Raw genomic sequence first — 12,723 nt, forward strand, 5'->3', positions numbered from 1 at the left:
CAAGCCAGCGCTGGTAGGCCCTGGCACGGATGGCGCCACCATCACCGCCCGCTACCTGACGCCGCATACGGTGCACCGCGCCATGGCGGTGACGGGCGGCATCACCCTGGCCGTCGCCGCGCGGCTGCCCGGCACCGTCGCGGCGCCGCTGGCCGCGGGAGAAGGGGCGGAGGTGCGGATCGCCCATCCTGCCGGGACGCTCTCCATTGGATTGTCCATGGAAGGCGACATGGTCCGATGGGCCAGCGTGCTGCGCACGGCGCGGCGCATCTTCGAGGGCCATCTGTGGGTGCCGCGCACGGCCGCCGCCCTGTCAATGGCCGCTGAATAGAACCACGACTTGAACACGAGGAAACGTCCCCCATGAACCGTCGCCACCTGTTGGGCCTGATGGCCGCGGCACCCTTCGCCAAGCCCGCGATCCTGCGCGCGGAGGAGAACTGGCCACAGCGCCCCATCCGCATGCTGCTGGCCTATGCGCCGGGCGGCGGCACCGACAATGTTGCGCGCGTGCTGGCAGCGCGGCTGCAGGGCATACTGGGCCAGCCCGTCGTGGTCGAGAACAAGCCTGGTGCCGGCGGCAACCTGGCCACCGAGGCCGTGGCCGCGGCCAAGCCTGATGGCTACACGCTGCTGATGGGCAACCAGGGGCCGATGACGGTCAACCAGTCGCTCTTCCCCAACATGCGGGTGGATCCCTTGCGGGCATTGGACCCGGTGGCTCTGGTGGCCGACGCACCGCTCGTGGCGGTCGTTGGCTCCAGCACCAAGGCACGCACCCTCCCGGAGCTGCTGGCAGAGGCCCGCAAGATGGACGGGCAGATGAACTACGCCTCGGCCTCCAATGGCTCGGCCAGCCATCTGGCGGCGGCGTTGCTGTTCCAGATGGCGAAGGTAGAAGCGCAGCATCTGCCCTTCCGGGGCGCCGGTCCGGCGCTGAACGACGTGGTGGCCGGGCACATCCCCTTCATGGTGACGACGCTGCCCTCCATTGCCGGGCTGATCCAGGGAGAACTGGTGCGGCCGCTTGCGGTGACCGGCGAGGCTCGCATCGCGGCGCTGCCGGACGTGCCGACCGTGGCCGAGGCCGCGCTGCCAGGATATCGGGCTTCCGCCTGGTACGGCCTTCTCGCGCCCAAGAATACGCCGGCCGCCCTCCGCACGAAGCTGGAAGGCGCCGTTGCCGACAGCCTGACCACGCCGGATGTGGAGAAACGGTTGCAGGAGGAAGGTGCCGTGCCGTCCCGCCTGGGGGGCGAGGCGTTCGGCAAGTTCATGGCTGCTGAGCGTCAGCGTTGGTCGAAGCTGATCAGTGACACTGGAATCACCGTGGACTGAGGAGCTGGAAGGGGGACCGCCGCCCCCGCCAGCGCCTCAGGAACCGTGCTGGAGGAACCGTGCTGGCGCCGCGTATGCGCAAGAACGCTGAAGAAAACAATCCAGGCACCGGCCTGACTTCCATCGCAGCGCGATCAGTCAGGTCGAGGAGGCCACTGTCGCAGCATTGCGAAGGCTCCACAATGCTTCTGCGTCGATCCGTGATGTCCCGCCGTTCTGAAAACTACGCTGTTATTATTCAGCATCGGCAATCATGACCGACGGAACGGGTTTGTGTGTCGAGTTGCCTGATTGTGCAAGCCGGGGCTCGAACATCTCGGCCACTTCCTCATAGACGGTTTTCACAGGCAAGGCTCGACCGCGCCGTTCGAAAACGCCTGGGTTCGGCTTGGCTGCCTCGCCGACCACAGCCACGCTCGATCTGCCGGGAGTTTCGTGCAATGCGGCCAGAAAGCGCCTGGCGCCAGTCGGTCCCAGCAGATGCACAAGATAAAGGTCGGCCGGCCGGGCTGCGCGCCCCATGGATTTTTCCAGGCCAGGCCGCGCCTTCTTGAGCCGCTCCGCGGCCAACACTACCGAAAGATGAGGATTGTCCCTGAGGCGGAGGATGCCCTGAAGTTCGCGCCAGTTGCGTGCGCCGATGTTGCCGTCACGGTCTGTCGTCAAGGCTGCGGCGTAGCGGCCAAGGCCGTGATGAGGACCGAAGTCACGGACCACCTCAAGCCATGTGTCGCGGGTGAACTGCATCAGGCCTCGTGCCGAGGAGGAAGGGTTTTCAGCCCGCGGATCGAGGCGGCTCTCCCGCTCGGCGATCCGGCGCAGAACATCGGCACTGAGCCCCGTCGCCCGCTCCGCGCGCTGGAGCGCTATTTCCACCACATCCCGTTTCTGTTCCGCGATGTGCCTCTGAGATGGAACACGGGGCTCTTGTGCCTTCCGAGGAGCCGTGGGCGGGCGCCGGCTGTTCGATCGGCGTACCGCAGTCCGCGCTGTGCCTTCCTTGCGTTGCAACACAGGTTTTCGGGCGGTCATGCGGGGCGCTGACGCTTTGGTCTTCTGTATCGCGGCTCCTGAGCGCGCCTGGGCTGCCTCAGCCTGGGAAGCGCCTGCGAGCAGGAGCAGCATCGAGGCTGCGAAGGCTATGGGAAACAGGCAGGTCTTCAAGGATGGCAACACGGCGTATAATGAGGCCGATGTTGCGCCAGGAAGCGCGGCAGCACAGGTATTGTTGGTCACGTCGATCTCCTTGGGGGGCGAGGGACGGCGTGGGTGGATGGCAATCGGCGCTCAACTCATGAGGCTGGAAACGGTTGTGACGGGTAACGGGAACGTTGTTGCTGTGATCCTGGTCTGTGCAATGGTCTAGCGATTTTCAACTCAGAGCATCGAGGCGTTCTTCATGAGTCCCGCCTGAGGTGAGCAAAAATCGTCATGCACAACTTCTTTGCTTGAGCTGCGCTTGATCAACACAAGGGCGCTGTCGCGCTTCTGAGGAAGCGCATCTGGCCACAGGCTGGTGCCTGCGCCACCTTATGCCGCCAACTGGATACAGGGTTCCTGCCGCCAGTTCTGGAGCCCATGCTTTCCGAATGAAGGGATGAATTGGCCGCAGCCGACGAGCGCGCGGCGGCATGAGATCGGGAGTTGGTGATGCAGGTCGGCCGAGGAGTACCCTCTTTCTGTGCCTGGAAGGCGAAAGCAGCCGCTTCAAGCGCCGCGTGACCTTGGATGGTCGCCAGCGCTTCCTGAAGGCCGCACCGTCTCAGTGGGAGCGATGCCGCGCCTTCAGCCCAGGCGCGGGTCCAGCCAAGGTCGTTCCAAGGCCTGCCAGGGCGTGTGCCGTGCCTCCTTTTCCCGCAAGGCGATGCCGAGGCCGGGTAGGGTGGGGAGGGTGGCCGCGCCACCTTGGAAGGCGAGACCCTCACCACCCGAAACCAGGGTGAAGAACCGCTCTGTCTCGCCGAACTGGACCTCCAGCCGCAGGAAGTTGGCGAGGGTGGCGCAAAGGTGCAGGGAGTGCGCGTGGCAGACCGGCCCCGTCGGGTTGTGAGGCGCGACCTCCACGCCGGCGGTCAGGGCAAGGGCGGCGATGCGCCGGATCTCCTCATGCCCACCAGCATGCTTGATATCGGGCATCAGCACGTCATAGCAGCCCGCCTCGATCACCGGCCGGTAGGCGGCGAGGCCGCAAAGCGTCTCCGCCCCGGCGAGGCGCATGCCGCGGTCATTCGCCATGCCGCGCAGGCGCCGGATCTCGGGCAGGTTGCCCTCGGAGACGGGGCACTCCAGCCAGTAAAGGCCGAGTGGCGCCAGGTCACGCACCAGGGCCGCCGCGCCGCCCGCCGAGAACCGCCAATGCGCGTCCACCATCACCTCCACCGCAGGGCCCACGGCCTCCCGCACGGCGGCGATGCGGTCCAGCCCCTCGGCATAGGCGGCGCGCTGGGCGGCGGCGTCGCCGCCCGCGTCCTGCCAGACCATCGGCTCAAAGGGGGCGAGCTTCACGGCCGAGAAGCCCTCGGCCACCGCGCGCCGTGCCGCGGCCGCAAAGCCCTCCGGCGTGCGAGGCTGCGCGCCGCGGTTGATGTTGGCGTAGAGCGCAAGCCGCTCCCGCAGCGCGCCGCCAAGGAGGCGGTGGAGGGGCGCGCCCGCCTGCTGCCCCGCGATGTCCCACAGCGCAGCCTCAAAGGCACTCTGCACGGTCTGTGCCACGAGTCCGCCCGGAGCGTGCGGCAGCACCTGACAGAGGCGGTTGCGGCCCAGCGGGTCCTGCCCGACCACGCTGGCGGCGAGGCGCCGCGCTTCCGTTTCCAGCGCCGCCTCCTGGTTGGCGAGGGTGCACTCGCCCAGGCCTGTGAGGCCGGCATCGGTACGGACCAGCAGGAAGCACCAGTTGGTCTTGGGCGTCACCTGGACGCCGAGGAAGTCGAGGGTGGTGATGCGCATGCCTGTCACTCCGCCTGGATACCGGTCTGCGCCACGAGCGTCTTCCATTTGCGGATGTCGTCCGCGATCCGCTTCCCGAACTCGCCTGGTGTGGAGACGATGAGTTCGCCGCCCAGGAGCCGCACCCGGTCCCGCATTTCCGGCGAATCACGGAGAGCCTCAAGGGCGGCCAGGAGCCGCCGCCGCGCCGGCTCCGGCGTGCCGCGCGGCGCCAGGAGGCCGTTCCAGGCCAGGGTCTCGAAGCCCGCCAGCGTCTCCGCCACGGGTGGCACCTCCGGCAGTTCCGGCGTGCGGGCGGCGGAGGTGACGGCGAGGGGCGTCAGCTCGCCGCGCTGGATATAGGGCATGACGTTGACGAGGTTGGCGAACATCAGCGCCGTGTCGCCCGCGATCACCGCCTGGGCCATGGCTGGCGTACCGCGATAAGGCACGTGGACGATGTCGAGCTTGGCGGCGGACTTGAACAGCTCCATCGACATGTGGGCGGAGGAGCCAACGCCGCCCGAGGCGTAGTTCAGCGCCCCGGGCCGCGCCCGCACCGTCGCGATCAGCGCGGGCAGGTCGCGCACCGGCAGGAGGCGGTTGTTGACCACCAGCACGTTGGGGCCCTGCACCAGCAGGGAGACAGGCTCGAAGGCCGTGGCGAGGTCATAGGGCAGGTCACGGTAGATGGCCGCGTTGATGCCGTTGGACCCGGCATTGCCGAGCAGGAAGCTGTAGCCGTCCGGCGCCGCATTGTGAGCCGCCTCCACGCCGATGCGGCCGCCCGCGCCGCCGCGGTTCTCCACGACGAAGGGTTGGCCGAGGCGCGCTTCCAGGAATGGGGCGATCAGCCGCGCCACGGTGTCGTTGCCGCTGCCCGGGGCGTCGGGGAGGATCAGCCGCACCGGGCGGGTGGGCCAGTTCTCGGCGGTCCGGGCAGCGCGCGGGGCAAGAGCGGCGGCGGAGCAGGCGAGGCAGGCGCGCAGCCATTCGCGGCGACCGGGCATGGACATCCCTCAGGTTGTTTGCGGCCAGTGTGCCGCCGGAACGGTGCTGGCCTCAAGCACCCCAGGGCGCATGCCTTTCCTCCATCGGCGTGAAAAGCCAACCGGAAGCGGTTTGGCTGTCCTGAAGCAGCGATGCGAGGCAGCGGATACGGACAAACGGTCACGCCGGACTTCTGGCCAGAAGTCTGGGTCTGGGCCAACTTGCACTGATGACGCCCGACACTGCTCCCGATACGCCAGGCTCCGTCAGGGAGCCGGCATGGCCTTCCTTGTGGCGGATCTTCCCGCCGATCCTGCTGCCCATTTTTCTGGCCGTGGTGGACGGCACCATCGTGGCGGCAGCGCTCCCCGCCATGGCCGGAGCCTTCGGCGAAGTGGAGCGGCTGTCCTGGGTGGTGGCATCCTACCTGGTCGCCAGCACCGTCGCCGCTCCAGTGTATGGACGGCTCGGCGACGCTTTCGGGCGGCGGCGCCTGCTCCTGGTGGCTCTGGTGCTGTTCATCGCGGCCTCGGTGCTCTGCGCCTCAGCACAGGACATCCTGTCGCTGACGGCGGCGCGGGTCCTGCAAGGCTTCGGCGGCGGAGGGCTGATGGTGTTGTCCCAGGCGCTGCTCGGGGAGAACGTGCCGCGGCGCCAGCTCGGCCGTGCACAGGGCATCCTGGCCGCGGTGATCGTGGTTTCCTCGACCTTCGGCCCTGTGGCAGGCGGGGTGCTGACGCAGTTCTTTGGCTGGCCCTCGGTGTTCCTCATCAACCTGCCCCTGGGTGCATTGGCCATGCTTCTGGCGCTGCGCCTGCCGGTCCATGCCGCCAAGGGCAAGCGGGGCAGCTTCGACTGGCCAGGCCTGCTGCTGTTCGCTGGCTTCGTTGTGCCGCTGTTGCTGGTGCTGGAACAGGTGCAGCGCATCGACGCTGCCACGCTTGTGGGTACTGTCGCCAGCCTTGGCATATCGCTGTTCTGCCTCGTGCTCCTGCTCCGGTTCGAACGGCGGGCGGCACAGCCCTTGTTCCCGCTGGAGATGCTGCGGCGTCCGGCCATGTGGCGCGCCAATGCCATGGCCGCTTGCTCCGGTGCCCTGCTGGTCAGCGAGGTGACCTTGTTGCCGATCCACCTGCAGGCGGTGGACGGCGCTTCAGCGGCCCAAATTGGCTTGCTGATGCTCCCTCTGACGGCAACGGTTGGAATGGGCTCGCTGGTGACTGGCTGGCTCGTGACCCGCACCGGACGTCTGGCGATCTTCCCCGCGGTCGGGCAGACGGCGGCGGCACTGGGCTTGTTGTTGGTCGCCTTCGGGCACCATCAGGTCGGAGCGACGCTGGGCCCCTGGGGATTGCCGGCGATGCTGGCCCTTGTCGCAGTGTTCCAAGGCTCGGCCATGCCGGTGGCGCAGGTCACAGCTCAGGCGCTGGCGCCGCCCGCTATGCTGGGGGCAGCGGCAGCCTCGGTCCAGCTGTCGCGTTCTGTTGGCTCCGCGGCAGGCGTCACGGTTGCGGTCGGCGCCTTGTTCGCGATCCTGAGCCAGGAAAGCACGACCGCGGCGGTCTTCGCCGACATGGTTCGGCACGGTCCTGCTGCCTTGGCCACTATGCCGGATGCGATGCGCGCCACAACCGCGGCCCGCATCAACACCGGCTTCAGCTTTGCCTTTATGGTTGTGGCAGCCTTTGCCGTCATGAATGCCTTGCTCGCCTGGACCCTGCCGCTGCGGCGGATCTAGAGCAGCATTCTCGGTCATCCTGCCGCCCTGTCCTGTTCTGGCCGTTCAGCGACCGGTGAAGATCGGGGCGCGCTTCTCCAGCTTGGCATGCCGCCCCTCGGCATAGTCGGCGCTGGCGTAGCAGGCATCTTCCTCCATCTTGACCCGGACAAGATCCGGCGGGCCGTCGCGGCGGGCCAGTTCGCGGAAGGCTATCTTTGCGGCTTTCAGGCTGAGGGGCGCATTCGCCGCCAGCTCCCGCGCCAGATCAGCCACCGCCGCACCAAGGGCTTCGCGGTCAGGCAGGATTCGCATGGCGATACCGAGCGTCAGGAGTTCCTCGCCGCCATACTGCCGGCCAAGCAGCACCATTTCCCGCGCGCGTGCCAGGCCCACCACATCCACCACCTTCTCGATGTCTTCCAGCCGGTAGGGGAGGCCAAGGCGCACCGCGGGTATGCCGATGCGCGCATCCGCCGTGCAAAGGCGGAAATCCGACATCAGCGCGAATTCGAGGCCGGCGCCCAGGCAATAGCCATGCACCGCCGCGACCACAGGCTTCTCCAGCGTCTGCAGCCTGGCCGCGACGGCCCGCTGCCAAGCGTTGTAGCGCGCGGCCGCCTCGGGGTCGGCGCGGACGGTGTCGAACTCGCTGATGTCGTTGCCCGCGCAGAAGGCGCGCTCTCCTGCCCCGGCCAGCACCAGGACGCGGATCGCCGGGTCCTCCGCCACGCGCGCCAGCAGGCCTGGCAGCGCCTGCCACATTTCGGCATTAACAGCATTGAGCCGGCGCGGATTGTCGAAGGTGAGGCGCGCCACCCCTTCGGCGATCTCAAAACGGAGCAGCGCGGTCATACCGCTCTCTCCTTGCGCAGTGCGGCGATCTCCGCCTCGGAGAAGCCAAATTCAGCCAGAACGATATCGTTGTGCTCGCCACGATCCGGTGTGGGGTTCCTTGGGTTGGCGACGCCCGGCATCTGAATCGGCGTACGCACGAGGTTGATGTCGCCAAGCCGTGGATGCCGCACAGGAAAGGACAGGCCGAGATGCTGCACCTGCCGGTCGGCGAAGACCTGATCCATCGCATAGACCGGCCCGGTGGGAACCCCAGCCTTGTTCAAACGCTCAATCCAGTTCACGGTGCTATCCGTCAGCAGCTTCGCCTGCAATACGGCATTGACCTTGGCGCGGTTGGCCGAGCGGGCGGCTTCCGTGGCCAGCTCCGGCGCGCCTGCCTCCTCGACGATGTCCAGCGTTTCCACGATCCGTCGCCACATCTCGTCGCCGCCGGCGGCAAGGTTCACCAGCCCGTCCGATGTGTGGAACAGGCCGGTGGGCACGGTGGTGGGATGATCGTTGCCGGTCTGCTGCGGCACCTCGCCCTTCATGGTCCAGCGCGTGGCCTGGAAATCCATCATGGCCACCATGGCCTCCAGCAGCGAGGTGTGCACCCAGCGACCGCGCCCGGTCCTTTCCCGCTCAACCAGCGCGGTGAGAATGCCGATCGCGCAGAACAGGCCCGCGGTGAGGTCGGCCACCGGGATGCCGACACGCACCGGCCCCTGGCCAGGCAGGCCGGTAACGGACATGAGCCCGCCCATGCCCTGCGCGATCTGATCGAAGCCCGGGCGCTCGGCGTATGGCCCGTCCTGGCCGAAGCCGGAAATGGAGCCGAGGATGATGCGCGGATTGATCGCGGCCAGGGCATCGTAGCCGATGCCCAGCCGGTCCTTCACATCCGGTCGGTAATTCTCCACCACCACATCGGCCTGAAGGACGAGGCGCCAGAAGGCTTCCAGCCCCTTCGGATGCTTCAGGTTCAGCGTGATGCCGCGCTTGTTCCGGTGGACATGCTGGAAGTCCGGCCCGTTGCGCGCGCCGCCCATGCCCTTGCCGGTGTCGACATCCTCCGGCGCCTCGATCTTGATGCAGTCCGCACCCCAATCGGCAAGCTGGCGCACGCAGGTGGGGCCGGAGCGGACCCGGGTGAGGTCCAGCACCTTGATATGGGAAAGAGGAAGGGACATCAGGCGTGCTCGTGCTGTTCGGCGGCGCGGGCGGCCGGTTGGCCCAGGAGAATATCGATGTTGCCGCTGGCCTCCACCGTGGCGTGGGCCGCTGGCGGGATCAGCAGGGTGGACATCGCCTCCTCGATGATGGCGGGGCCGGCGATCTGCGTGCCCGCCGCAAGGCGGCGGCGGTCCAGCACCGGAGCCATGTGTTCCGACGCGCCGAAGCGGACGCGCCGGGTGCCGGTGCGCGGATCGCCGCTGGCTGTCCTGGGCACGGCAGGATCGAGCCTGTTTCCGGCCGCGCCGCCGGTCGCGGCAACGCGGATGTTGATGATCTCGACCGCGCCCACCGCCGGGCGGCGGGAGAAGACCCTCTCATAGCCGGCAAGAAAGGCTTCGCGGATCGCCCCGCCGGTGCCTTCGCCATAGGGCCCGGCCGGCATCTCCGTGATCAGTTCGTAGCCCTGGCCGACAAAGCGCAGATCGGCCGCGCGGCGGATGGTGATGTCCGCGGCATCGCCGAGCGTAGCGGCGATAACGGCCCGCGCCTCCTGTTCCAGCCTGGCGTAGGCGCCCTCCAGCCAGGTCCAGTCCAGCCCTTCCAGCCGGCGGGCCACCGTGGCCACGCGGTCGACCCGGGCAGGCGCCAGCAGCAGGCCGAGGGCGGAGGCGACGCCCGCGCCCGGTGGGCAGATGACGCGCGAGATGCCGAGGCGGCGCGCGAGGTCGCAGCCATGCAGCGGCCCGCCGCCCCCGGTGACCAGCAGCGCGAAATCGCGTGGATCGTGGCCCTGCTCCGCCACATGCACGCGGGCGGCGGCGGCCATGGTCTCGTTGACCACGGCGTGGATGCCGCCGGCCACTGCCGGCAGACTGAGCCCCGCCTCCTCCGCCAACCGGCCCACGGCTCGCTCCGCCGCTTCGGTGCTCAACCTCATCGTGCCGCCGGCAAAGGTTTCGGCATCGAGGTAGCCGAGCAGCAGATTGCCGTCGGTGACCGTGGGTTCCGTGCCGCCGCGCGCATAGCAGGCCGGCCCCGGAACAGAGCTCGCGCTGCGCGGCCCGACCTTGAGCAGGCCCAGTGCGTCATGCGCGGCGATGGAGCCGCCGCCAGCGCCGATCTCAATCAGCTCAATGGTGGAGATGCTGAGCGGCAAGCCGCTGCCGGCGGTGAAGCGGCGCTCCCGCCCTGCCTCGAAGCGGTGCACGACGAGCGGCTCGCCATCATTGACCAAGGCAAGCTTGGCCGTGGTGCCGCCGAGATCGAAGGCCAGCAGGTCGCGGCAATCCGAGCGGCCGCCGAAGAAGGTGGCGGACAGCGCGCCCGCGGCGGGGCCGCTTTCGAGCAGCTGCACCGGCACGCGCTTCGCCTCGTCCACATGCGTGAGGCCACCATTCGACAGCATCATGAAGAGAGGTGCCGAAATGCCGAGCCTGGCGAGGTCGCCCGACAGGCGGTTCAGATACTTCTCCGCCAGCGGCTTGACGTAGGCGTTGGCAACAGTGGTGGAACTCCGGTCGAACTCGCGGATCTGCGGCGCGACCTCGCTGGAAAGGGACAGGATCAGTCCTGGATGGCGCTCCGCGATGAGCCGTGCCGCCTCCTGCTCATGCGCGGGATTGGCATAGGCGTGCAGGAAGCAGAGGGCGACCGATTCGACACCCTGCGCCACCAGCGCATCAGCGGCGGCGAGGACGGAGGCGGCATCCAGCGGGATTTCCACCGTGCCATCCGGCGCCAGGCGCTCGCTCGCTTCCAACCGCAGCGCGCGGCGGACCAAAGGCTGTGGCAGGGGAAGGTGAAGGTCGTAGAGTTCGTATTTGCGCTCGTGCCCGATCTCCAGCGTATCGCGGAAACCGGCGGTGGTGATGAGGCCCGTGGCGGCGCCGCGTCGCTCGATCAGCGCATTGGTGAACAGCGTTGTCGCATGCACGACGCGGGTGACGCCGGAAACATCCGTGCCCTCGCGCGCGAAAAGATGCTGGATGCCGGCCACCACGCCGCTGGCCGGATCGGCGGGGGTGGTCAGTTCCTTATGGGCGGCAAAGCGGCCGGTTGTCTCGTCATAAAGAACAATGTCGGTGAAGGTGCCGCCAATATCGATGGCAAGGGCGCTCATGCGGAAGTCTCCGTCACCAATCCGTTCTCGCGGTCCTGCCGCGCGAGGAGGGGATCACGTTGGTCGGGTGCGCCAAAGCCACCGCCACCCGGGGTGCGCAATTCGACGGTGCTGCCAGGATTGAGGATGTGCTGGCGCTTCGGATCCACGGGGACCCCATCGATCAGCACGGCGCCGGGCGTTCCCGCCCCTCCGCCGGCAAGGCCGGGCGCCGCCGCCTCGGGCTTGGTGCGCTCGGCCATGAAGGTCACGGCGACCGGCGTTTCGGAACGACTTTCGAAAGCCCATTCCTGGCCGGTGCCGCCCCGATGCCGGCCCGTTCCGCCGGTATCCTGACGCAGCCGCCGGTGGCGGATGCGGAACGGATTGCCCTGCTCGATCATCTCAACCGGGGCGGCCGAAACGTTGGAGGGCCAGGAAAGGACGTTGGCGCCGTCATGCTCGGCACCGGCACCATAACCGCCATTCATGAAGAACTGGTTCGCGATCGGTGAGCCGTCCGGCCGCGTGCCGGCGAAGTTGAGGCTCCAGAGCGGAGAGCCGACGCCGGCGATCACTCGTTCCGGGATAGCGGCGGACAGCGCCTGCAGGATCATCGGCGGAATGAAGTGGCCGGTGAGCGCGCGGTTGGCGCCGGCGGCGGGCGGTGTCGAGTTGAGGATGCAGCCCAGCGGCGCGGAGATGGTGATGGGGCGGAACGCGCCTTCATTGTTCGGCACCTCCGGGCAGAGCGCCGCCTTCACGGCAAAGGCGGTGTAAGCCAGGGTGTAGGCCAGGCAAACATTGATGCCGCGCGGCACCTGTGGATCGGTGCCCGCATAATCGGCATGGATGCCGTCATCCTTCTTGTGCAGGGCGAGCTTCAGGCGGATGGGCTGCTCCAATCCGTCCGTCACGACCTCGGCGTGGTAGGTGCCATCGGGCACGGCGCGGATGGCGGCGCGGGTCGCACGCTCCGAGCGCGCATGGATCTCGTCAGCCAGCGCCTCCAGGCTATCCAGCCCATGCTCGCCGAGAAGCGTGCACAGGCGTCGCTCCATCAGGTCCAGCGCGGTGAACTGGGCATAAAGGTCGCCCAGCGTCTGGTCGGGAACGCGGGTGTTCTTTCGAAAGAAGCGGAGAAAGGTGTCGTCCATCCGGCCGGCGCGCATCACCTTCATGATCGGGATCTGCAGGCCTTCCTCATAGACCTCCCGCGACTCCGCCGTGCGGATGCGGCCGCCAATATCCGGCGCGTGCGCGACGGATCCGGCGAAAGCAACCAGCCTGCCGTTCAGGAAGATGGGCTTGGCAACGGTGATGTCGGGCAAATGCCCGGTGCCCATCCAGATATCGTTGGTGATGAGGATGTCGCCCTCGTCCAGTTCCTCCGGCGGGAACTCGGCCAGGAAATGCCCGATGGTGCGCGGCACGGTGCACAGGAAGGATGGCACGCCATCGGTCGCCTGAACCAGGGAATGGCCGCGCGCATCGGTCAGCACGCAGGCGAAATCATGCGACTCCCGGACGATGGTGGAGAAGGACGTCCGCAGCAGCGCCGCGCCGGCCTCGTCCACGATCGAGACAAGCCGCGTCCAGAGCAGTTCAAGCGTGACGGAATCGAAGGTCTTCATGATCGGGC

10 protein-coding genes are annotated in these 12,723 nt (G+C 67.9%); 3 read left to right on the forward strand and 7 right to left on the reverse strand.

Annotated elements, in window-relative coordinates:
• Together F0Q34_RS19020 and F0Q34_RS19025 are read left to right on the forward strand one after the other, a co-directional pair.
• Window positions 1-331: PrpF domain-containing protein (locus F0Q34_RS19020; protein WP_277755305.1), on the forward strand; the 331-nt coding region annotated here is incomplete at its 5' end.
• Between the two features lie 32 nt (window positions 332-363).
• Window positions 364-1,338: a Bug family tripartite tricarboxylate transporter substrate binding protein gene (locus F0Q34_RS19025; protein ID WP_149813860.1), complete on the forward strand. Its 975-nt coding sequence runs from the start codon at window positions 364-366 to the stop codon at window positions 1,336-1,338.
• 234 nt (window positions 1,339-1,572) lie between these two features.
• On the opposite strand, the gene F0Q34_RS19030 is transcribed toward F0Q34_RS19025, so the two are convergent.
• The 3 genes from F0Q34_RS19030 to F0Q34_RS19040 all read right to left on the reverse strand — a co-directional run bounded on the left by F0Q34_RS19030 (window position 1,573) and on the right by F0Q34_RS19040 (window position 5,273).
• Entirely contained in the window at window positions 1,573-2,574 is a 1,002-nt protein-coding gene (locus F0Q34_RS19030; protein WP_149813861.1) for a transglycosylase SLT domain-containing protein, read from the reverse strand.
• 549 nt (window positions 2,575-3,123) lie between these two features.
• On the reverse strand, window positions 3,124-4,284 hold the full coding sequence (locus tag F0Q34_RS19035) for a mandelate racemase/muconate lactonizing enzyme family protein (protein WP_161600943.1): 1,161 nt from the start codon (window positions 4,282-4,284) through the stop codon (window positions 3,124-3,126).
• 5 nt (window positions 4,285-4,289) lie between these two features.
• Window positions 4,290-5,273, reverse strand: coding sequence for a Bug family tripartite tricarboxylate transporter substrate binding protein (locus F0Q34_RS19040; protein ID WP_149813864.1), 984 nt, complete (start codon window positions 5,271-5,273; stop codon window positions 4,290-4,292).
• A gap of 269 nt (window positions 5,274-5,542) precedes the next feature.
• Between F0Q34_RS19040 and F0Q34_RS19045 the strand changes: the two genes are divergently transcribed.
• Complete coding sequence (locus F0Q34_RS19045) at window positions 5,543-6,991, forward strand: MFS transporter (protein WP_161600944.1); 1,449 nt, start codon at window positions 5,543-5,545, stop codon at window positions 6,989-6,991.
• A gap of 45 nt (window positions 6,992-7,036) precedes the next feature.
• Here F0Q34_RS19045 and F0Q34_RS19050 read toward each other — a convergent pair whose 3' ends face one another.
• The 4 genes from F0Q34_RS19050 to F0Q34_RS19065 are packed head-to-tail and all read right to left on the reverse strand — an operon-like array spanning window position 7,037 to window position 12,715.
• Window positions 7,037-7,825 carry an enoyl-CoA hydratase-related protein gene (locus tag F0Q34_RS19050; RefSeq protein ID WP_149813868.1) on the reverse strand — a complete coding sequence of 263 codons (789 nt, stop codon included), beginning with the start codon at window positions 7,823-7,825 and terminating at the stop codon, window positions 7,037-7,039.
• A complete protein-coding gene (locus tag F0Q34_RS19055; protein ID WP_149813869.1) occupies window positions 7,822-8,997 on the reverse strand; it encodes a CaiB/BaiF CoA transferase family protein in 1,176 nt (391 codons plus the stop codon). The genes F0Q34_RS19050 and F0Q34_RS19055 overlap by 4 nt, the downstream gene beginning before the upstream one ends.
• Window positions 8,997-11,102, reverse strand: a complete 2,106-nt coding sequence (locus F0Q34_RS19060; protein WP_149813871.1) for a hydantoinase/oxoprolinase family protein — start codon at window positions 11,100-11,102, stop codon at window positions 8,997-8,999. Before F0Q34_RS19060 ends, F0Q34_RS19055 begins: the two co-directional genes overlap by 1 nt.
• Window positions 11,099-12,715: a hydantoinase B/oxoprolinase family protein gene (locus tag F0Q34_RS19065; protein WP_149813872.1), complete on the reverse strand. Its 1,617-nt coding sequence runs from the start codon at window positions 12,713-12,715 to the stop codon at window positions 11,099-11,101. The genes F0Q34_RS19060 and F0Q34_RS19065 overlap by 4 nt, the downstream gene beginning before the upstream one ends.
• Window positions 12,716-12,723: the final 8 nt, after the last annotated feature.

Origin of the sequence: Teichococcus oryzae, from assembly GCF_008386565.1 — a bacterium.
GTDB classification, from domain to species: Bacteria; Pseudomonadota; Alphaproteobacteria; order Acetobacterales; family Acetobacteraceae; genus Pseudoroseomonas; species Pseudoroseomonas oryzae.

Bases quoted from the DNA above. Each gene is read 5' to 3' on its own strand.
- F0Q34_RS19025 (WP_149813860.1), top strand. From the start codon at position 364: ATGAACCGTCGCCACCTGTTGGGCCTGATGGCCGCGGCACCCTTCGCC.
- F0Q34_RS19035 (WP_161600943.1), bottom strand. From the start codon at position 4,284: ATGCGCATCACCACCCTCGACTTCCTCGGCGTCCAGGTGACGCCCAAG.
- F0Q34_RS19040 (WP_149813864.1), bottom strand. From the start codon at position 5,273: ATGCCCGGTCGCCGCGAATGGCTGCGCGCCTGCCTCGCCTGCTCCGCC.
- F0Q34_RS19050 (WP_149813868.1), bottom strand. From the start codon at position 7,825: ATGACCGCGCTGCTCCGTTTTGAGATCGCCGAAGGGGTGGCGCGCCTC.
- F0Q34_RS19055 (WP_149813869.1), bottom strand. From the start codon at position 8,997: ATGTCCCTTCCTCTTTCCCATATCAAGGTGCTGGACCTCACCCGGGTC.
- F0Q34_RS19060 (WP_149813871.1), bottom strand. From the start codon at position 11,102: ATGAGCGCCCTTGCCATCGATATTGGCGGCACCTTCACCGACATTGTT.
- F0Q34_RS19065 (WP_149813872.1), bottom strand. From the start codon at position 12,715: ATGAAGACCTTCGATTCCGTCACGCTTGAACTGCTCTGGACGCGGCTT.